Here is a 20859-nt window from a genome sequence, read left to right on the forward strand (position 1 = left end):
CCCCCTCACGGGTTCTCGTAGGAGACCTTGAGCTCGCCGTCCTCCAGGTCCACGCGGATGACCGCGCCGTCGAGGATCTCCCCGGACAGCAGTGCGCGGCCGATGCGGGTCTCGACCTCGTGGGCGATGAACCGGCGCAGCGGCCGGGCACCGTACACCGGGTCGAAGCCCTGTCGGGCGATGAAGGCGCACGCCTCGGGTGTGACGTCCAGCGTCATCCGGCGGTCGGCGAGGCGAGCCCGCAGGTCGTTGAACATCAGATCGACGATCTGTTCGATCTCGCGCTGCGTCAACGGTTTGAACAGCACGGTGTCGTCGACCCGGTTGAGGAACTCGGGCCGGAAGTGCGAGCGCAGAGCGTCCATGACGGCCTCGCGCGCGTCGGGCTTGAGCTCGCCGTCGGACGTGACGCCGACCAGCAGGTAGTCCGAGCCGATGTTGGACGTCATGATCAACACGGTGTTGCGGAAGTCGACGGTGCGGCCCTGCGCGTCGGTGAGCCGGCCGTCGTCGAGCACCTGCAGCAGCGTGTTGAAGACGTCGGTGTGGGCCTTCTCGATCTCGTCGAGCAGCACGACGGAGTACGGCTTGCGCCGCACGGCCTCGGTGAGCTGGCCGCCCTCCTCGTAGCCGACGTAACCGGGCGGGGCGCCGACCAGGCGGCTGACGGTGTGCCGCTCCTGGTATTCGCTCATGTCCAGCCGGATCATGTTGTCCTCGGTGTCGAACAGCGCCGCGGCCAGTGCCTTGGCCAGCTCCGTCTTGCCGACGCCGGTCGGGCCGAGGAAGATGAACGAGCCGATCGGGCGGCGTGGATCCTTGATCCCGGCCCGGGCCCGGATGATGGCGTCGGTGACCAGCCGCACGGCCTCGTCCTGACCGACGACGCGCTGGTGCAGCACCTCGTCGAGCCGGAGCAGCTTCTCGCGCTCGCCCTCTTTGAGGCGGCTCACCGGGATGCCGGTCCAGCGAGCCACGATCTCGGCGATCTCGTCCTCGGTCACGACCTCGCGCAGCAGGCGCCGGCCGCCCTGCTTGTCGGACAGCCGCCGTTCCTCGGCCTCCAGCCTGCGCTGCAGCTCCGGCAGCAGGCCGTGGCGCAGCTCGGCGGCACGGTTCAGATCGTAGTTCCGTTCGGCCTGGTCGGCCTCCCGGCGGACGCGTTCGATCTCCTGGCGCAGGTCCTGCACCTTGCGAAGCGCCTGCCGTTCGGCCTCCCACTGGGCCCGCATGGCGTCGGCCTCGGCCCGCAGGTCGGCCAGCTCCTTGCGCAGGTCATCCAGCCGCGCCCGGCTGGCCGGGTCCTCCTCCTTGGACAGCGCCGCCTCCTCGATCTCCAGGCGCATCACCCGCCGCGTGAGCTCGTCGAGCTCGGCGGGCATCGAGTCGATCTCCGTACGCAGCTTCGCGCACGCCTCGTCGACCAGGTCGATGGCCTTGTCCGGCAGGAACCGGTCGGAGATGTAGCGGTGGCTGAGCGTCACCGCGGCGACGATCGCAGAGTCCTGGATCTTCACCCCGTGGAAGACCTCCAGGCGTTCGCGCAGTCCACGGAGGATGGAGATGGCGTCCTCGACCGACGGCTCGTCGACCATCACCGGCTGGAAGCGGCGTTCGAGGGCGGCGTCCTTCTCAATGTGCTTGCGGTACTCCTGCAGCGTGGTGGCGCCGATCATGTGCAGCTCGCCGCGGGCGAGCATGGGCTTGAGCATGTTGCCGGCGTCCATCGCGCCCTCGGCCGCGCCGGCGCCGACGACGTTGTGCAGCTCGTCGACGAACAGCAGGATGCGGCCCTCGGCCGCCTTGACCTCGTTGAGCACCGCCTTGAGGCGTTCCTCGAATTCGCCGCGGTACTTCGCGCCCGCGACGAGCGAACCCATGTCGAGAGCCCAGACGGTCTTGTCCCGCAACCCTTCCGGCACGTCGCCCTGGTCGATGCGCTGGGCGAGGCCTTCCACGATCGCGGTCTTGCCGACGCCCGGGTCGCCGACGAGCACCGGGTTGTTCTTCGTCTTGCGGGACAGGATCTGGATGACGCGGCGAATCTCGGTGTCCCGGCCGATGACCGGGTCGAGCTTTCCGGTACGGGCCTCGGCGACCAGGTCGCGGCCGTACTTCTCCAGGGCCTCGTAGGCGGCCTCCGGCATCGACGAGGTAACCCGCTGGTTGCCGCGGACCTTCGTCAGCTCCTCGAGGAACCGGTCACGGGTGACCCCCTTGATCAACCCGTCCTCGATGAGAGCCAGGACGAGGTGCTCGACCGAGACGTACTCGTCCTTCAGCCGTTTCGCCTCGCGCTCGGCCGTGTCGAACAGCCGGGAGAGCCGCTGCGTGACGTAGACCTGGCCGGGCGCGGCGCCCGGGCCGCTGACCCGAGGACGTCTGCCGAGCTGCGATTCGACCTCCTTCTGCAGCAGGTCGGTGTCCACGCCGGCCCCCGCGAGCAGCCGGGGGGCAAGGCCGTCCGGCTGGTCGAGCAGGGCCAGCAGGAGGTGCTCGGCGTCCACCTCGGTGTGCCCGAAGCGCAGGGCCTTGGTCTGCGCGTCATGCAGGGCTTCCTGGGATTTCTCGGTCAGTCGGTTCAGGTCCATGGTCGGCCTCCGGAGCGTATGTGGGCGCGTCGTCTCTGCGCCGCCTCGAGAGCGGCGATGCGGTCGAGTAGGTCGCATACGAGGCCGAGCGCGGCGTAGTTCAGCGAGAAGCCGGCGTGGAGCCGCTGGACGCGTGCGAGGGCCGCGAGCTGGTCGCGGGTGAACCACAGCGCGCCGGAGGCGTCCCGTTCGGCGTCGAGAACGCCCAGGGTGACCAGACGGCGGACCAGCTCTGGATGGACGCACGCGTCGCGGGCGAACGTCTCGAGGTCGAGCCGCACGGGACGGGCCGGCCGCACCAGCGCGTATCTCATCAACGCCTCCTCGGATCGAAGGAGGACGTGGCGGCGAGTTCCTGGAACAACCGTCTCTCCTCGGGGCTCAGCTGGTGCGGCACCATGATCTGCACCTCGGCGAACAGGTCGCCCGGCCGGCCTCGCGGATTGGGCAGCCCGCGTCCGCGCAGCCGCAACCGCCGGCCGCACGACGTGCCGCCCGGCACCTTGACCTTCGCCTCGCCACCCGGCGTGTCGACGGGAGCGGTGGTGCCGAGCGCGGCCTCCCAGGGAGTGAGCGGCAGCCGTACGGTGATGTCGCGGCCGTCGACGCGGTACCGCGGATGCGGCATGATCCGGACGACGAGGTAGAGGTCACCCCGCTGCCCGCCGTCCGAGCCGTGACCGCCCTGCCCGCCGAGCCGGATGCGCTGGCCGTCGGTGACGCCGGGAGGAATGTCCACGTCGATGGTGTGCGGGCCGCCGGGCCCGGTGAGCGTGATCCTGCGGTGCCCGCCGCGGTACGCCTCCTCCACGGACAGCTCCAGCTCGGCCTCCTGGTCGGCCCCCTGGATCGTGCCCCATCCGAAGCCGCCTTGGCGGCGCCTCGCCCCCGCGCGCCCGCCGAAGATGCCGCCGAGCAGGTCCTCCAGGTCCACCTCCTCGGCCCCGCGGGCGCCGAAGCCGCCTCCGAAACCGCCGAACCCTCCGGCCCCGGCACCCGCCCGCCCGCCGGCGCCGGCGCCGGCGCCGGCGCGGGCCCGGGCCCAGGTCTCCGGGTCGACGTCCGGCGGCACCCGGCGAAAGTCCTCGCCGAACGCGTCATAGCGTTTGCGCTGCTCCGGGTCGGACAGAACGGCGTACGCCTCGGACGCCTCCTTGAAGCGGTCCTCCGCTTCCGGGGCCTTGTTGACGTCGGGGTGGTACTTGCGGGCCAGTTTGCGGTACGCCCGCTGGATCTCATCCTGGCTCGCCGTCCTCGGCACCCCGAGGACCTCGTAGAAGTCACGAGCCGGGGCCATCGGCCTGTGGTCCCTTCGATACCACGACCTGCGCCGGGCGCAACTGGGCGTCCCCCGAGCCGTACCCGGGGCGGGTCACCTGGACGACCGTCCCCTCCGGCACGTCCGCATCGGGAACGGTGGCCACCGCCTGATGCCGGGTCGGGTCGAACGTCCGCCCCACATCGTCCTGCTGCGGGAAGCCGAGCCGGGTGAGCAGCTCGAGCGCCTGGTCGCGTACGGCCCGCACTCCCTCGAGGAGTACCGCGCAGTCGGCGCCGCCGTGCTCGATCGCCCGTTCGAGGTTGTCCACGACGGGCAGCCACTCCGCGACGGTACGGGCCCGTTCGGCGAAGCGCTGCCGCTCGGCGTCGCGGGCGGCCCGCTTGCGGTGGTTGTCGAGATCGGCGAGGGCACGCTTCCAGCGGTCCTCCAGCTCGGCGATCTTCGTCGCCGAGCCCGTGCCCTCTTCTTCCGGCCGCATCTCACTCATCGGTCGTGAACTCCGCATCGATCACGTCCTCGTCGCCCCCGGCCCCGGGACCGCTTTCGGGGCCCCCACCGGCGCCCGGTCCGCCCGGCGCGCCCGGTCCGCCCGGTCCGCCGGGCCCGGACGGACCCGCCCCGGCGGCGGCACTGGTGAGGCCGTAGAAGACCTGCTGCAGCTCGGCGGCCAGGTTCCGGAGCCGCTCGACCGGCGCCTCCTCCTTGATCGCCTGGCGGGCGTCGCCGACGAGCATCTCCGCACGCGCCTTCTCGTGCGTGGGGACGCTCTCGCCGAGCTCCTGCAGCCGCTTCTCGACCTGGTACGCGATCGAGTCGAGCTGGTTGCGAGCGTCGATCATCTCGCGCAGGCGCTCGTCCTCGGAGCGGTGCTGCTCGGCGTCCTTGACCATCCGCTCGATCTCGGACTGGTCGAGGTTCGTGGTCTCGCTGATCGTGACCTTCTGCTCGGCGCCGGTGTCCTTGTCGCGGGCGGAGACGTTGAGGATGCCATTGGCATCGATGTCGAAGGTGACCTCGATCTGCGGTACGCCGCGCGGGGCCGGACGAATGTTCTCCAGCCGGAACCGTGCCAGGACCCGGTTGTCGGCGGCCCGCTCGCGCTCGCCCTGTAGGACCACCACGTCGACAGCGGTCTGGTTGTCTTCCGCGGTGCTGAAGGTCTCCGTGCGCCGGGCGGGAATCGTGGTGTTCCGCTCGATGATCTTGGTCATGACACCGCCGAGCGTCTCCAGGCCCAGCGACAGCGGGGTGACGTCGAGCAGGACGACGTCCTCCACCTCGCCCTTGATGACGCCGGCCTGGGCCGCGGCGCCCAGCGCGACGACCTCGTCCGGGTTGACCGTCATGTTCGGGTCCTTGCCGCCGGTCAGGCGCCGCACCAGAGCCTGCACAGCCGGGATGCGTGTGGACCCACCGACGAGGATCACCTCGTCGATGTCGTTCGCGGTGACCTTGGCATCGGCCATGACCGTCTCCACCGGGCCGACGGTGCGTTCGATCAGGTCACCCGTGATCTGCTCGAACGTCGAGCGCATCAGCGTGGTGTTCAGATGCTTGGGGCCGGTCGCGTCCGCGGTGATGAAAGGGAGGTTGATCGTCGTCTGGGTAACCGAGGACAGCTCGACCTTGGCCTTCTCCGCCGCCTCGAACAGGCGCTGCAACGCCTGCGGATCATTGCGCAGGTCGATGCCGTTGTCCCGCTGGAACTCATCGGCGATGTGGTCGACGATCCGGCGGTCGAAATCGTCGCCGCCGAGGTGCCCGTCACCGGCCGTCGCGAGGACCTCCACGACCCCCTCGCCGATGCTGAGCAGGCTCACGTCGAACGTGCCGCCGCCGAGGTCGAAGATGAGGACCGTCTCATTCGCGCCCTTGTCCAGCCCGTAGGCCAGCGCCGCCGCGGTCGGCTCATTGATGATCCGCAGCACCTCGAGGCCGGCGATCTTCCCTGCGTCCCTCGTGGCCTGGCGCTGCGCGTCGTTGAAGTAGGCGGGGACCGTGATGACCGCCTCGGTCACCCTCTCGCCGAGGAACTTGCCGGCGTCGTCGGCGAGCTTGCGCAGCACCAGCGCGGAGATCTCCTCCGGTGCGTACAGCTTGCCCCGCACATCGAAACGGACGGCCCCGTCCGGGCCGGCCACCACGTCGAACGATACGGCGTTGATCTCGCTGGCCACCTCGTCGTACCGGCGGCCGATGAACCGCTTGGCCGAGTAGATGGTGCCTTTGGGGTTGAGGATCGCCTGCCGGCGCGCGAGCTGCCCCACCAGGCGCTCGCCCTGTTCGGTGAAGGCCACCACAGACGGCGTCGTACGCGACCCCTCGCTGTTCGGGACCACGGTGGGGTGGCCGTCCTCCGTCGTGGCGATGACGGAGTTCGTGGTGCCGAGATCTATTCCGACTGCCTTAGCCATGCCATCCTCCCGGCCGGTCCGGCGGAGCCTCGACTTCGGAGGGAACCTGACCGGCTCAGATGCCCGAGGTCCTGTGTCGATACGCCTACATCTCGACGCTCGCCCATCGTGGGGCCGGTCGCATCCTCAGCCTGGGTAGACATGGCGGTTCTGTTGCCCGGCCATGGCGCGGTGTGACATCCCCGATCGTGTAGTGCGGCCGGCGCCGGGTGGCCTCGTGCCGGCCTACAGCAGGAGGTCGAACACGCGGGCGACGCGTTCCCAATGCTCGGTTTGCGGGTTCTTCAGCTTCGGATCGATCAGTTTGAACGCACGGGCGAGCGCGACACTCAGCCCTCCGGCGATCTGTGGCAGGCCGGCCTCGGTCTCGTCCGCGACCATCAGCTCGAACGGCGGATGCTTGGCGAGCCGCTCGAGGAGCGACGCGAGCTCGATCTCCTCCTCGAGCTTGCGGAACTCATGGATGCTCTCCTGCAAGCCCTTGGTCACGGGTAGATCGTGCGGCTGAATGATGTCGCGGGCGTTGGCCTTCGCGTGTGCCTGACCGATGAGGATCAGGTCGTAGATCTTGCCGTCGACGAAGTCGTCGTAGCGCTTGAGGTCGTCCTTGTCGATGTCCAGGCTCGCGGCCGCACGGAACAGGCGCTGAAACTGCGGGATGCCGGTCGGGGGCATGGGTATCACCTCCTGCCCCCAGCCTTGACTCGGGACGGGTTCGCGGCATCCCACGATCGGACGGGGTATCAGCCGCGGCGGCGTCCAGGCGCGTCTCGGTCCCAGTGCTTCCAGTGACCGACGACCAAGCCGCGTGACCGCAAGTCGACGTCGACGCGCGGATTCGGGCCCCCGCGCCCCAGCCAACTGCTAGGCGCATCGGTTTCACCCAGCGTCGTACGCTGCCATTATGCGGATCGATGACCGGTATCCAGCGGTGACGCCCCGATGAAAGTCCGGCGCCCTCGCGCACAGACCGCTGACCACAGGTTCGCCCGGGCCGTCCGCGCCATCCTCGCGCCCCTCCGCCGATGCGTGACGACCGCGGAACGGGACCCTGAATCCGACGAACCCGACGGCCCTCTGGGCGAGGCCGACTGCGAAGGCGCCTTCGAGTCTCTGCTGGCGAAGCTGGAGCTCTGCCAGATCCAGGTCAGGAGTCTCGCGGACGAGCAGGTGGCGCTCCGCCGGATGGCGGTGCTGGCCGCCCAGGCAGTACCGCCGGAGAAGATCTTCGGCGCGGTGTCCCGCGAGATCGGCGAGCTTCTCGGGACCGACTACGTGGTCATCAACCGCTACGGGCCGGACGACACCACGACATCGGTCGGCCACTGGGGCAGGCCGGGGAGCCCCGACGTCATGCCGCCCCTGGCCGGACACTGGCCGATCCAGAACGGCTCCGTGACCGAGATCGTGGCACGGACCGGCAAGCCGGCGCGCATCGCCGACTACCTCCACGCCGAGACCGAGATGGGCGAATGGGCGCGCGAGCGTGGTATCAGGTCCGTCGTCGCTTGCCCCGTCATGGTCAAGGGACGGGTTTGGGGGATGATCGCCTCTCTCAGCACCGAAGCGCAGCCCGAGGACACGGAGGCACGCATCCTCGAGCTCGGCGTGTTCGCCAGCGCCGCCATCGACAGCGCCGAGACCGGTACCGAGCTGCATGCCTCCCGTGCCCGCGTCATCGCCGCCTCCGACGCGACCCGCCGCCGCATCGAACGCAATCTTCACGACGGGGTGCAGCAGCGGCTTATCTCACTCGGCCTTCAGCTACGCGCGGCGGAGGCGTGCCTCGAACCCGGGCAGGCCGTGCTCCGGAACCAGCTGGCCCGGACCGCTCAGGGTTTGACGGACGTGCTGGAGGACCTGCGCGAGATCTCGCGCGGGCTCCATCCGGCCTCGCTCTCGCGTGGTGGGCTGCGGCCCGCCCTCAAGTCGCTGGTGCGCCGATTCGCGATGCCGGTCGAGCTCAACGTGAGCATCGACGAACGCCTGCCCGAGCCCGTCGAGGTGGCGGTCTACTACATCGTGTCCGAAGCATTGACCAACGCGCTCAGACACGCGCAGGCGAACAGGGTTCGCGTCGACCTGTCCATAGACAGCGGAGCGGTGCGCGTCTCGGTCCACGATGACGGAATCGGCGGCGTCGAGCTCGGCGGCGGATCAGGGCTCATCGGCCTGAGAGACCGGACCGAGGCCCTCGGCGGCACGTTGCAGCTCGAGAGCCCCCTGGGCGAGGGCACGTCGCTGCTGCTCAAGATCCCGCTGCACGACTGAGGCTCGCGGCCGCCCGCCACGCCGGTGCGAGCACCGATCAGACCTCCGCGTCGGCCCGCCGCCTCCCCACGGACGAAACCGTATGGGCGCTGGACGAGTTCGCGGCGGTCGCCCGGTACGCGCAGCGGTAGACCTCGGAGGCGTTACTTCGGCTTGTCGAGCATGCCGTGCAGGTGGGCCGCGGCGACCTCGATGTCGTCGTACTTCCGCTGCGCCGCCCGCACCTCCGCGGCGATCACACCGCACCGGTGGACTCTGTCCAAGTCCCCGTAGGGGAACTTGTATCTGGACTTCTGGTCCTGGGAGTAGTCGTCGTCGATGCCGAGGTACCACCTGCCGTAGGCGTCGAATCCGAACTTCTCGATGAACTCGTTCTCCTGCTGTGTGGACGGCTGGTGTTCGCTCCATTCGCCCATCTCGTCGACGACTGCTCTCCCCTCGTCGATCAGTTTCTTCGCGTACTCGAAGGACCGCTCACTCAGCTTCACTGCCATGGCTTCCCCTCACCAGCTGCTCGGGCCGCCCGGGGCGGGCGTGCCGGGCACCGTCCTAGGTCACCCCGGGCAGCTGCGCAGCGGGATGTGATGTCGTCAGCGCTCGCCTTCGGACCGTTCGCCTTCGGACCGTTTGCGTCCGGACCGGCCATCCGTGATCTCGATGCGGTGACCCTGGCCTCGCTTGGCCTTGGGAATGCGCAGCGTCAGGACTCCCTCGTCCATGGACGCCTCCACGTTGTCCGCGTCGACATCGGAGGGCAGCGAGGCGTGATAGTGAAACCGCCCGGTCCGTAGCCGCAGTGCGTTCGAGCCCTCTTCTTCCTCTCTGACCTCGCCGTTCACACACAGCTCACGGTCACGAATAGCGATGTCGATGTCCGCAGGCGCGATGCCGGGCAGTTCCAGCCGGACGACGTAGCCCTCTTCGTTCTCGTCGATCTCCGCGACCGGCACCCAGGGCCGTTCGGCCTCGGTCTCGACCCCGGGCTGGATGAGCCCTGTCATGCGGTTGACCAGCTCCTGCACGTCCGCGAAAGGATCCCGCCGCAGCATCGTGGCCGGCTCCATCCCGTGTAGTCGGCCAGTTCTGGCACGCCTCATCGGCAAAGTCATGGCATACCCCCAATTTTCTCGTGAGTGGCGCCCATATCGACGTCCGCTGTCCCCGTAGATCCACGGTCACCGCGACCGGCTAAGGGCGTACGGTCGCCGACGGGGCGTCCCCTTGCGGATACCCGGCCGTACTCCTGCCGACACGGGTCCTTCCTCCCTGGTCCGGCCGGTCACCATCGGGGGGCGTCCGTTGCCGGTTCTCCTCCATGACCCGCCGGGCCAGCTCAAGGCGTGAGCCGATCTGGAGCTTGCGGAAGATGTGACGGAGATGGAAGGCGGTCGTGTGCACGCTGATGAACAGTTGGTCGGCAACCTGCCGGTTGGTCAGTCCCTGGGCGACCAACCCGGAGATCCGGCGCTCGGTGTCGGTGAGGCTGCCCCAGCCCGAGACGGGACGGTCGCCCTGTGTCCAGTGGCGGCGCCGCACGCCCAGCCGGCGAAGCCGGCGGCGCACCCGGGCTGCGTCCCGGGCCGCGCCGATGCCGTCGTAGCCGGCCAGGGCCTGGTCCAGGCCGGCGATGGCCGACTGGCGTGACCCGGTGCCCCGGCTCGCGGCCAAAGCGCCGAGGTCCTCCGCCGCGGACGCGCGTGCCCACGGGTCGGCGTGGTCCATGGAGGCGCGGTCCAGTGCGCACGCGTCCCCGTCGAGCAGACCGCGAGCGTGTTCGGCGGCCGCCGCGACGGTGGGAAAGCCCGGGTTGTGGCGGGCGAGCCGTTCCGCGGCGCCGACCACGATCTCGGCTCGCGCGCGATCGTCCAGGGCGAGCGCGGTGCGTACCAGCCAGGCCGCCGCGGTGGGGTCGCTGACCAACACCCAGGAGTGCTCCGGCACCTGCTCGCACAGCTCCGCGAGCGCCGTCGCCACGGCACCGGCGCCATCGCGCGCCATCGCGATCTGGCTCGTCACGAGTGCGAAGCGGGCCTCCGCGTGCGGCGAACCGTACTCCGACAGCCCCGGCCGTGCCCGGTCGGCGTACCGCTGTGCGGCGTTCGGGTCCCCGGACCGCAACGCGGCGACGGCCAGCACCCCCAGCGCGGACGACATCAGCACGTGCGGGCCCGGCCCGCTGGTGGCCGCCAGGCCCGCCTCGGCCACGGCGATCGCGTCGTCGAAGCGGCCCGCGGCCAGATGCAGGCGCGCGTGGAGCACGGCGGGCGCCGCCGCCCACACGAGACGTCCGCGCACCTTGGTGTCGTCGCCCGCGCTCGCCATCACCGACCGTGCCTCGTCCAGCCGCCGGACGTCGGTCAGGAGCATCGCCAGGATCATCCGGGGGTGAAGGCACCAAGCGTCGGTGGACGCCGCCCGGCGGACGGCCTCGTGGGCGAGCCGCAGGCCCTCGGCCAGCTCGTCCGCGTCCCACGCGGCCAGCGCGAGCGTGATGAACGCCCCGGTGACGAGGGCGTCGCCGTGGTCGCCGGACGCCTCGACGATCGCCTGCGCGTGCTGGCGCGCGAGCGTGTTGTCACGGTCGGCGACCTGGGCGTTGAGTAGTGCGAGTTCGGCGGCGTCGCGGAGCCGGTCCGGCAGACCCGGTTCGGCCAGTACGGTCGCGGCGTCCGCCGCGGCCTCGGCCGCCCGGCCCTGCATGTGCAGGATCTCCGACCGGAGGCAGCACAGGCCCGCGTGGGTGGCGGCGGTCAGCGGTTGGGTGAGGGCCGACTCGGTGAGACCGGCGGCCTCGTCCAGCCGGCCCGCCTCGATGAGCGTGCGGACGGCGGTGAGCGTGCGGACGGTCCAGGCCGGGTCGGCGGGATCGGTGAGGTTCACCACCCGCAGCGCGATGTCCGCCGCGGTCCGCGGTGAGACCGGCAGGACGTCGTCGACCAGCCGGTCCAGCGCGGCGAGGCCACGGGAATCGGCTGCGCGGACGCCCTGCATCAGATGCGCCGCGGCCGCCGTCGCGGGCCCGCCCCGGCCGAACAGGACGTCGCCGATCTCCCGATGCAGCGCCTTCCGGATGGGAACCGGAACGGCGTCGGTGACCGCCTGCCACAGCAGGCCGTGCCGGAAGGCCAGCTCCTCCCTCGCGACGGTGAGCACACCCGCCGACAGCGCCTCGTCGAGCCGTGGGACGATCGCGGCCGTGGTCGTACCAAGCACCGCGGCCACGGTGTCCGGCGAGAACGAGCGGCCCAGAATCGCGGTCACGGTCAGCAGATGACGGGTCCGCGGACTCAGCTGGTCGAGCAGGTGCCGTACCGCCGCCTGGAACCGCCGCGGCAGGCCGACCGCGACGAGACGTGCGCCACCGTCGCAGATCTGGATCCCGTCCTCGCCGCACAGCCCGGCGATGAGCCCGGTGAGCAGGTACGGGTTACCGCCTGACTGGGCGACGAACGCCGCCAACGGCGGATCGGGCACGGCACCGAGCATGTCGATGACGATCCCGGTCAGCGCGTCGTCGTCGAGGGGCGGCAGCGTGATCCGCCGCGCACCGCCGTATTCGAGGAGGTCGAAGAGGCGGCCGGTGGCCTTCCCCACCTTCACCGTGCTGCGGGCCAGCAGCCACGCGACGGGCCGGCCCGCGAGCTGTGACATCCAGGCCCGCAGCGTCACGAGGGCCGCCGGCGCCACCAGCTGAAGGTCGTCGAGGCTAACCAGCACGGGACCGGCTCCTGCTCGTTCATCGAGGCCGGCGCGGATCCTCTCAACCCGCCACATGCGCCGGTCCGGCTCGGCGGACGGTCCCCCGCCCTCGGCGACCACGTCCTCGCCAAGGGCCGAAAGCAGCGACTCCACGAGCGGTATCCGGCCGAGCTCGAGCGCGCCGGCCGTCACCAACGAGAAGCCGCGCGCACGGGCCGTACGCGTCACCTCGCGGAGGAGACGGCTCTTGCCCATGCCGGGCTCGCCCTCGACGAGCAGGACTCCGGAGCGCCCCTCGTGCGCCGCGGCCAGCAGATCGAGGGCGGCGCTCCATTCGGCCGCACGACCGCGCATCGTCGCCGGCCCGTGAGCCTCCTCGGTGCAGTACGCCGGAAGGGTGGACATCATGGCTCCGGCAGCAGCACGTGGTAGTCCGGCGGCAGCTGGACGGTGACGTCGAAGTACTCTTCGTCCCGTACCGCCTCGCGCAACGTGGCGAAGACCGCGCGGGCGTACTCGCGCGCCTCGAGCGGGTCCACGCCCGCCAGCTCGGCGATGCGGTCCACGAACCGATCGAGCGACATCCGTCGCGCCGCCCCGCCGCTCGTGGCCCGGCCGCGTCTGAGCGGACCGTGCAGCGCGAGGGGAAGCCGCGGGATCAGGTCGTCCACCTCCCCACCGGCGATGCGTTCGGCGAGCGCCTCCAGTACGGCCTCGGTGGCGCGGCGTGCCTCGTCGGCGTCGAGGCCCGCGCGTTCGGCGACCTTGGCCAGGAAGTCTTCGGCCGGCATGACGTCGAAGAACCTGCACTGGGCCTCGGCGACCAGCGGTTCGAAGTCCTGGGGCAGCTCGTCGGCCACGTCGGCGATCTCGTCGCGGCTCACCGCCTGCCCGAGCGCGAAGAACACGGCATGCGCGTGCCGCTCGGCGGTCTCGACGTCAACACCCTCGCGCTCGGCGACGCGGCGCAGGAACTCATCGATGTCGAAGCCTTCGGCTGCGCGTTCGGTGTAGAGCCAGGGCTTCATCTCCGCGGGGAGCTGTTCGAGGAGGTCACGCGCCTGTCCGGGCGACAGGCGCTCGGCCAGCGTCACCAGGGTCGCCCGCGCGGCGCGCTCGGCCAAGTCGCCGCCGATGCCACCCTCGCGCTGCGTGACCTGGATGAACTCACGGTAGTCCACGGTCGCTCCTCCCCCGCTCAGGAGCGTCTCGGCGGCGTGCGACGAACGCGACCACACGCCCACGAGCGCGTATTCGGTCAATCGGTCAGGGACAACACGAAACCTCGATCGCCGAGCGACCCGCATCGGCGAGACCGATCGATACGGCCATGACCTCCACCGTAGCCACCGCCCGCCCGGCGTCCTGCGGTAGGTCGCGCCCGCCCGGGTGTCGTGATGGGAATGAGCGCACCACGCGCGCATCGGGGGACGTCATGAAGGCGGTCGTGGACCCGGGAGTCCCGAGACGTACGGGTCGACCAGGTGCCGGATCCCCCGATCGAGGCCCCGGGGCGACGACATCAGCTGGATGAAGGTCCTGGCGGCCGTCAGCGCGCGTAGTACTCGACGACGAGCCGATCGTCGCAGATGACCGGGATCTCCGGGCGGGCCGGCGGTCGCAGCAGCTGGGCCCGCAGAGCGTCCCGGTCGACCCGCAGGTACGCCGGATGCTCCGCGGCGTACTCACCGGTCGCGGCGATGAGGAACGGCGTCTTGGCCTTGCTACGCTCCGCGACCTCGATCACCTGACCTGGGCGCAGTCGGTAGGCGGGCTTGTCGACCTTGTGCCCGTCGACGCGGATGTGGCCGTGGCTGACGGCCTGGCGTGCCTGGTAGATGGTCGGAGCGAAACCGGCGCGGAGTACCAGGGCGTCCAGCCGGGTCTCCAGATCGCACAGCAGTTCCTCACCGGTTCGGCCGGGCCGCCGTACCGCACGCTTGACGGCGCGGCGCAGTTGTCGTTCGCCGATGTTGTACTGGGCGGACAATCGCTGCTTCTCCAGCAGCCGCGCCTTGTAGTCCGTGTCCTTGACCCGCCCGCGGCCGTGCTGACCGGGACGGGTCGGCCGGCGTTCCATCACCCGGGCCGCCTTCGGAGTCAGTGCCACCCCGAGGGCACGACTCAACCTGACCTTCGACCGTCTGAGGTCCACGGTGCACCCCCGCAACGCTCGTACGGGCATCTCCAGGGACAACGAGGGTCCGGCCGGACTGCATTCCACGGCGTCCGGCCGCGTTTGCCTGGGAGTCCGGGCTGGAAAGAGTCGCTCTAGAGGACAACCGGGGGGCCAGATGGAATTCGGGGTCGCGACGTTCGTAACCGATGAGGGCATCGCACCGGCCCGGCTCGGGGAGGCGCTGGAGGAACGCGGTTTCGCGTCGCTGTTCGTCGCCGAGCACACCCACATCACCGTCGAACGGCAGTCGCAATGGCCCGAGGAGGGCGAGCTCCCGCGAAAGTACTACCGGACACTCGATCCGTTCGTGACCCTCACGGCGGCGGCCGTGGTGACCGAACGCCTCCTGCTCGGCACCGGCATCCTCCTGCTGGTCGAACGGGATCCCATCATCTCGGCCAAGGAGATCGCGAGCCTCGACCAGGTCTCCGACGGCCGGGCCGTCGTCGGGATCGGGGCCGGCTGGAACCTGGAGGAGATGCGGAACCACGGCACCGACCCGAAGACCCGGATGGCGCTGCTGCGCGAGCGTGTGCAGGCGATGAAGGAGATCTGGACCAAGGACCAGGCCGAGTACCACGGGACGTTCGTGAACTTCGACCCGATCTTCTGCTGGCCCAAGCCCGTACAGCGCCCGCATCCGCCGATCGTCGTGGGCGGCAACGGGCCGAAGGCGCTCGACCGCACACTGGAGTACGGCGACGGCTGGATGCCGACGTACGGGCTGGGGCCCGAGGAGATCGCCCGCAGGATCGCCGAGCTGGAGCGACGCGCCATGGAGACCGGCCGAGGCCGGGTCCCCGTATCCGTCTACGCCGTGCCGGGCGAGCGTGAGGCCGTCGCCCGGCTCGCCGACGCCGGCGTCGACCGGGTGCTCTTCGATCTACCCACGCTGCCGGACGAGGAGACGCGCCGGACGCTGGACGAGCTCGCGGTTGTCGCCCGCTCGTTCACCGCCTGACGTGTCCTGGCCGGCGGCCGGTCTTCAAACCACGAAGGGGTTGGTCTCAGGGGCCTCGCCGCGTTCCCACCCGGAAACGCCGAGTTCGCGGACCGGGGAAACGGCCAGCGGCGCTCGCCCTCCTGGCATGGGATACATGGCGTGTGTGATGGTCTTACGGTGCGTAAGTATCTGCTGGTAGGAGTGCCGGGGAGCGGCAAGAGCACCCACACCGCCCGGCTGACCCGCGACTTCGATCTCGTGCGGATCAGCGCCGGGGACATCCTTCGCTGGCATGTCAGCCACCACACCAAGATCGGCGCACGCGTGCGTGAGGTCATGGCGGCCGGCCGGCTCGTCGATGACTCGCTCGTGGAAGGGATCATGCGTGTGCGCCTGGAGCAGCACGATTGGAACCACGGGTTCGTCCTCGACGGGTTCCCGCGGAACCGGCGGCAGGCGGAGTTCTTCCTCGAGCGGTACGACCTCGACGCCGTCATCTGCCTCGACGTGTCTGACGCGCAGGCTCGGGACCGGGCGCTGTCGCGACGGCTGTGCGGCGACTGTGGCCTCGACTACAACCTGATCGGAGGCCGGCCCCGGCGTGAGGGCGTCTGCGACTCCTGCGGCGGCCGCCTCGAGACGCGCGAGGACGACACCCCGGAAGCGCTCACCGCCAGGATCGAGGACCACCGGGAGAGCATCGCCGCCCTGCTGGACCGGCTCCGGCGCAAGGTTCCGGTCTTCGTCGTCGACGCGAGCCGCGATCCGGACACCGTCCAGGAGGAGATCCGAATGCTCCTTGGGCTCCCCTCGCGCCGTTTCGGCCGTCGGCAAGGCGGGGATCAGCCCTAGATAGGCATATTCAGGGGGGAATCATGCCTTATCAATCGGTCAATCCTTACAGTGGCGAGGTCGTCGCCAGATTCGCGGAGATCACCGACGCGGAGGTCGAGGACGCCCTGTCACGTGCCCGGTCGGCGTACGAGGAGTGGCGTCGGCGGAGCTTCGACGAGCGAGCGGCTGTCACCAGGTCTGCGGCCCGGATTCTGCGGGACCGGCGTGACGAGTTCGCCCGCCTGATGACCCTGGAGATGGGAAAGCTGATCGGCGAGAGCATCGAAGAGGTGCTCCTGAGCGCGGACATATTCGACTACTACGCCGACAACGCCGAGGACTTCCTCAAGCCGGTCCCGATCGACACGCGCGAGGGCGAGGCGGTCGTCGTCAGCAGCCCGCTGGGTGTCCTGTTCGGGGTGCAGCCGTGGAACTTCCCGTACTACCAGCTGGCGCGGTTCGCGGTTCCCAACGTGATGGCGGGCAACGTCGTCATGGTCAAACACGCATCGGGCGTCCCCCGGTGCGCGCTGGCCTTCGAAGACCTCTACCGCGAAGCCGGGGCGCCGGACGGCGTTTACACCAACCTCTTCATCAACAAGGAGCAGGTCGGGAAGGTGATCGACGACCCGCGCGTCATGGGTGTGGCCCTGACCGGCAGCGATGAGGCGGGCAGTGTCGTCGCGGCGCGTGCCGGCAAGGCGATCAAGAAGATCACCCTCGAGCTGGGCGGCAGCGACCCGCTGATCGCCATGCCCGACGCCGATCTGGGTCCGACGGTCCACTGGGCCGCGTGGGGCCGCCTCAACAACTGCGGGCAGTGCTGCGTGGCAACCAAGCGGCTCCTCATCCACGAACAGATCGCCGACAAGTTCCTCGAGGAGTTCACCGCGGCCCTGAGTGGTCTGGTCGCCGGGGACCCGATGGACGAGCGGACCACCCTGCCGCCGATGTCGTCCCAGTCGGCCGCCGACAAGCTGAAGGAGCAGGTGGCCGAGGCGGTCGCGCACGGTGCCCGGGCGACCGAGGTCGGTCCGCCCGTGCCGGACACCGGAGCGTTCGTCCAGCCGACGATCCTCACCGACGTGAGCCGCGACAACCCGGTCTATGGCCAGGAGCTCTTCGGCCCGGTGGCGATGTTCTTCGGCGTCCGGGACGAGGATGAGGCGATCGCCATCGCCAACGACACCGGCTTCGGCCTCGGTGGCGCGGTCTTCACCTCCGACGTCGAGCACGGCAAGGAGATCGCCCACCGCATCGAGAGCGGCATGGTCTTCATCAACCATCCGACCTGGACCGCGCCCGAGCTGCCGTTCGGCGGCATCAAGCGGTCCGGCTACGGGCGAGAGCTGTCCTGGCTCGGCATCCAGGAGTTCGTCAACAAGAAGCTGATCGACGTCGTTCCGCTCGACGCCGCGCCGTGACGGTTCTGCGCGGCGTGATCCGTCCGGACCGATCGCCTTCCTTCCGACACGCGCGACCCGGTGGAGCCGGTTCGGCTGGCTCCACCGGGTCTGGTCATTCAGCGCGGCGCTGCGGGTCAGCCGGAGTTCGGGTGGAGTACCACCTTCGTCCAGCCGGTGTCGCGGTGGTCGAAGTGCTCATAACCCTCCGGCGCCTGATTCAGCGGCAGCTCGTGTGACACGATCCACGACGGCTTGGCCTGCCCCGTCTGGATGAGGTGCATCAGCTTGCGGTTGTAGGCCTTGACGTTGCACTGGCCGTTGCCGATGCTCTGCCCCTTGAACCAGAAGAGGCCGTAGTCGAAGGCGACCTCACCCTCCTTGTACAGCGGGTCGGGGCTCTGCGGGTCCTGCGGCACGTAGACCCCGACAACGCCGATGGAGCCGGTGAAACGTACCGACTTGACCAGGTTGTTCAAGGTCATGTTCGGATGCTCGTGCCCCTCCGGGTCATGGGCCTGGTAACCGACGCACTCGCAGCCGCGATCGGCTCCGACGCCGTCGGTCTGGTCGAGGATCTGGTCGACGGGCGAACCCTTCGAGTCGTCGATCGGGATGGCGCCGATCTCCTCCGCGAGCCGGAGGCGATCCGGATGCCGGTCGACGACGAAGACCTTGCTTGCGCTCTTGAGCGTCGCTGACAGCGCCGCCATCAGGCCGACCGGCCCGGCGCCGTAGATGGCGACCGTCTCTCCCGCCCGCACGCAGGCGAGCTGCGTGGCGTGCCAGCCCGTCGGGAAGATGTCGGACAGCATGACGTAGTCGGTCTGTCGCTCCTCCGCCTCTGGCGGCAGGACGAGGCAGTTGAAGTCCGCGTAGGGAACGCGGAGCAGTTCGGCCTGCCCGCCGTTGTAGGGCCCCATGTCCGCGAAGCCGTACGCGGCGCCCGCCATGTTCGGATCCGGGTTCGCGATGAGACAGAAGGCCGTGAGGCCGTTCTCACAGTTCTCACAGAAGCCACAGCTGATGTTGAAGGGCATGCACACGAGATCCCCGACCTTGACCCGGTCCACCGCCTCGCCGACCTCAACCACCTCCCCCAGGTTCTCGTGGCCGAGCACGCGACCGGTCTCCAGGTCCGTACGGCCTTCGTACATGTGCAGGTCAGAGCCGCAGATGTTGGTGGTGGTTATCTTCACCAGCGCGTCCGTCGGCCGTTCGACCCTCGCGTCCGGCACGTCCTCGACCCTCACCGTCCGCGGCCCTTCGTACACCACGCCTCTCATAGCGAACCTCGATCCCCTCGATTAACGAAAAGCGGCCAGAGGCCGCATGTCGTCGAGCACCCAGCGCGAAAAACAATCCCCGCAGGTACATCCCCCTTTTCGAGCTTCTCACCTATGCAGCCCATGTCAACGCAACGACGGCTTTTTTACCTTTCCCGCCAGAAGAGGCTCTCCATTAACAGGAGACCCAACGAGAACAGTGGCGCCACCCGGCAATAGCCCGCCCAGGCCATTTGTCCTGGCTAACAAATTGATGCGCGTGAATCGCCACCCTGTCCTCGCGAGGCCGTTCTCGACCGACGACGAACCTATGGGCGGTACCGGCGCTGGTGGGGACAGTGCTGTCGAGCCAAGCATCATCGTCGATGCCATGATCAGCACTGGCACGGGAACCAGCGCCGACCGCGTCCGAGATCTTGCGATCCATCGCCTCTGCTCCCCCAGAGCCATGACCCGGCTTTAGCTACGGCTTGCCCGGCCTGTAGTGGCCGCCTGCGAGACTCTCCTCGACAGCGCCGGGTTCGGGGGGAGCGCCAATGGCGTCGGAGACGGGCGAGCACGGCCGGCGACGGCCGATCTGGGTGAACCCGCTGCTCGGAGAGGCCGACCCGGTGTCCGGCGTTAAGAGGGTCCTGCCACGACACACGTTGCCGGATGGTCCCACGACGCCGTCGACCGCGTCGCGGCTGATCCGCGACGAGCTGATGCTGGACGTGAACCCCCGGCTGAACCTGGCGACCTTCGTGACCACCTGGATGGAGCCGGAAGCTCGCGCGCTCATGGGCGACGCCGCCGACAGGAACCTCGTCGACAGGGACGAATATCCAGCGACGGCCGACATGGAACAGCGCTGCATCGCGATGCTGGGCCGACTGTGGAACGTCCCCGGCCAAGGGCACCCGATCGGCACCTCCACCGTCGGGTCCAGCGAGGCCTGCATGCTCGGCGGAATCGCGCTGAAGCGCCGCTGGACACGCCGGAACGCCGTTCGCTACGCCGCCGGCGCCCGCCCCAACCTGGTGATGGGCGCCAACGCCCAGGTGTGCTGGAAGAAGTTCTGTAACTACTGGGACGTGGACGCGCGCGTCGTACCGATGGAAGGAGACCGGTTCCACCTGGGCGCGGAACAGGCGGCCGAGGCGTGCGACGAGAACACGATCGGCGTGGTCGCCATCCTGGGATCGACGATGGACGGCAGCTACGAGCCGGTCGCCGACATCTGCCTCGCGCTCGACGCGCTGCAGGAGCGTACGGGCTGGTACGTTCCGGTTCACGTGGACGCCGCGTCGGGCGGCATGATCGCGCCGTTCCTTGAGCCGGAGCTGGAATGGGATTTCCGGCAGGCCCGGGTCGCCTCGATCAACACCTCGGGGCACAAGTACGGGCTGGTGTATCCCGGAATAGCCTGGGTGATCTGGCGCGATGGTGACGCACTGCCGGAGGACCTGGTGGAACGAGTGAATTACCTCGGCGGTGACGTGCCCACCTTCACTCTCAATTTCTCCCGACCCGGCGCCCCGGTCATCGCGCAGTACTACAACTTCCTGCGCCTGGGTCACCAGGGCTACCGCGCAGTGCAGGGGGTTCTCCGGGAGGTGGCGATGTACCTGGCCGGGCAGATCGAGGCGCTCGGCTGCTTCCGGCTGCTGACGCGTGGTGACCAGCTGCCGGTATTCGCCTTCACCACCACCGACGACGTCACCCAGTTCAGCGTCTTCGACGTGTCGCGGCGGCTGCGGGAGTTCGGCTGGCTGATGCCGGCCTACACCTTCCCGGCGAACCGCCAGGATCTGGGGGTTCTGCGCGTGGTGTGCCGCAACGGCTTCTCATTCGACCTGGCCGACCGGCTCGTGGAGGATCTACGGAGCCTGCTCCCGTGGCTACAACGTCAGCCGGCGCCTTTCCACGGCCCTGCCGACGCGACGAGTTTCCATCACTAGGGCCGGTCGTCCGGCCA

At 69.5% G+C, this 20859-nt stretch carries 17 protein-coding genes; 5 read left to right on the plus strand and 12 right to left on the minus strand.

The features are described 5' to 3' along the window. Nucleotides 1–5: 5 nt before the first annotated feature. The 6 genes from clpB to QSK37_RS10670 form a co-directional block, all read right to left on the minus strand. Nucleotides 6–2591: an ATP-dependent chaperone ClpB gene (clpB, locus tag QSK37_RS10645; RefSeq protein WP_285619430.1), complete on the minus strand. Its 2586-nt coding sequence runs from the start codon at nt 2589–2591 to the stop codon at nt 6–8. Continuing rightward, entirely contained in the window at nt 2582–2905 is a 324-nt protein-coding gene (locus tag QSK37_RS10650; protein ID WP_285619434.1) for a chaperone modulator CbpM, read from the minus strand. The genes clpB and QSK37_RS10650 overlap by 10 nt, the downstream gene beginning before the upstream one ends. Continuing rightward, on the minus strand, nt 2905–3888 hold the full coding sequence (locus QSK37_RS10655) for a DnaJ C-terminal domain-containing protein (RefSeq protein WP_285619435.1): 984 nt from the start codon (nt 3886–3888) through the stop codon (nt 2905–2907). Before QSK37_RS10655 ends, QSK37_RS10650 begins: the two co-directional genes overlap by 1 nt. Continuing rightward, complete coding sequence (locus tag QSK37_RS10660) at nt 3872–4360, minus strand: nucleotide exchange factor GrpE (RefSeq protein WP_285619437.1); 489 nt, start codon at nt 4358–4360, stop codon at nt 3872–3874. The genes QSK37_RS10655 and QSK37_RS10660 overlap by 17 nt, the downstream gene beginning before the upstream one ends. Then, nucleotides 4353–6287: a molecular chaperone DnaK gene (gene dnaK / locus QSK37_RS10665; RefSeq protein WP_285619439.1), complete on the minus strand. Its 1935-nt coding sequence runs from the start codon at nt 6285–6287 to the stop codon at nt 4353–4355. Before dnaK ends, QSK37_RS10660 begins: the two co-directional genes overlap by 8 nt. Before the next feature lie 225 nt (nt 6288–6512). Then, nucleotides 6513–6962, minus strand: a complete 450-nt coding sequence (locus tag QSK37_RS10670; RefSeq protein WP_285619441.1) for a DUF1931 family protein — start codon at nt 6960–6962, stop codon at nt 6513–6515. 354 nt (nt 6963–7316) lie between these two features. Between QSK37_RS10670 and QSK37_RS10675 the strand changes: the two genes are divergently transcribed. Then, nucleotides 7317–8558: a GAF domain-containing sensor histidine kinase gene (locus QSK37_RS10675; RefSeq protein WP_285619444.1), complete on the plus strand. Its 1242-nt coding sequence runs from the start codon at nt 7317–7319 to the stop codon at nt 8556–8558. A gap of 143 nt (nt 8559–8701) precedes the next feature. Here the strand turns inward: QSK37_RS10675 and QSK37_RS10680 are convergent, their stop codons facing one another. The 5 genes from QSK37_RS10680 to rpsD form a co-directional block, all read right to left on the minus strand. Next, entirely contained in the window at nt 8702–9052 is a 351-nt protein-coding gene (locus QSK37_RS10680) for a hypothetical protein (protein WP_285619447.1), read from the minus strand. Between the two features lie 96 nt (nt 9053–9148). Further along, entirely contained in the window at nt 9149–9580 is a 432-nt protein-coding gene (locus tag QSK37_RS10685) for an Hsp20/alpha crystallin family protein (RefSeq protein ID WP_285619449.1), read from the minus strand. 166 nt (nt 9581–9746) lie between these two features. Beyond that, nucleotides 9747–12662, minus strand: a complete 2916-nt coding sequence (locus tag QSK37_RS10690; protein WP_285619450.1) for a helix-turn-helix transcriptional regulator — start codon at nt 12660–12662, stop codon at nt 9747–9749. After that, nucleotides 12662–13519, minus strand: a complete 858-nt coding sequence (locus tag QSK37_RS10695) for a DUF2267 domain-containing protein (RefSeq protein ID WP_285619451.1) — start codon at nt 13517–13519, stop codon at nt 12662–12664. Before QSK37_RS10695 ends, QSK37_RS10690 begins: the two co-directional genes overlap by 1 nt. Before the next feature lie 287 nt (nt 13520–13806). Then, complete coding sequence (gene rpsD / locus QSK37_RS10700; RefSeq protein ID WP_285620086.1) at nt 13807–14442, minus strand: 30S ribosomal protein S4; 636 nt, start codon at nt 14440–14442, stop codon at nt 13807–13809. A gap of 109 nt (nt 14443–14551) precedes the next feature. On the opposite strand from rpsD, the gene QSK37_RS10705 reads away from it, so the two are divergent. From QSK37_RS10705 to QSK37_RS10715, 3 genes are all read left to right on the plus strand, one after another. Next, nucleotides 14552–15397: an LLM class F420-dependent oxidoreductase gene (locus QSK37_RS10705; RefSeq protein WP_285619453.1), complete on the plus strand. Its 846-nt coding sequence runs from the start codon at nt 14552–14554 to the stop codon at nt 15395–15397. Between the two features lie 159 nt (nt 15398–15556). Next, nucleotides 15557–16231, plus strand: a complete 675-nt coding sequence (locus tag QSK37_RS10710; RefSeq protein WP_285619454.1) for an adenylate kinase family protein — start codon at nt 15557–15559, stop codon at nt 16229–16231. A gap of 23 nt (nt 16232–16254) precedes the next feature. After that, nucleotides 16255–17637 (plus strand): NAD-dependent succinate-semialdehyde dehydrogenase, encoded by a 1383-nt coding sequence (locus tag QSK37_RS10715; protein WP_285619456.1) that lies wholly within the window; start codon nt 16255–16257, stop codon nt 17635–17637. Between the two features lie 116 nt (nt 17638–17753). Here QSK37_RS10715 and QSK37_RS10720 read toward each other — a convergent pair whose 3' ends face one another. Continuing rightward, nucleotides 17754–18854: a glutathione-independent formaldehyde dehydrogenase gene (locus QSK37_RS10720; protein WP_349497954.1), complete on the minus strand. Its 1101-nt coding sequence runs from the start codon at nt 18852–18854 to the stop codon at nt 17754–17756. 584 nt (nt 18855–19438) lie between these two features. On the opposite strand from QSK37_RS10720, the gene gad reads away from it, so the two are divergent. Then, a complete protein-coding gene (gene gad, locus QSK37_RS10725) occupies nt 19439–20842 on the plus strand; it encodes a glutamate decarboxylase (RefSeq protein ID WP_285619458.1) in 1404 nt (467 codons plus the stop codon). Nucleotides 20843–20859 lie beyond the last annotated feature (17 nt).

This window comes from Actinoallomurus iriomotensis, assembly GCF_030269445.1.
Lineage (GTDB): Bacteria > Actinomycetota > Actinomycetes > Streptosporangiales > Streptosporangiaceae > Actinoallomurus > Actinoallomurus iriomotensis.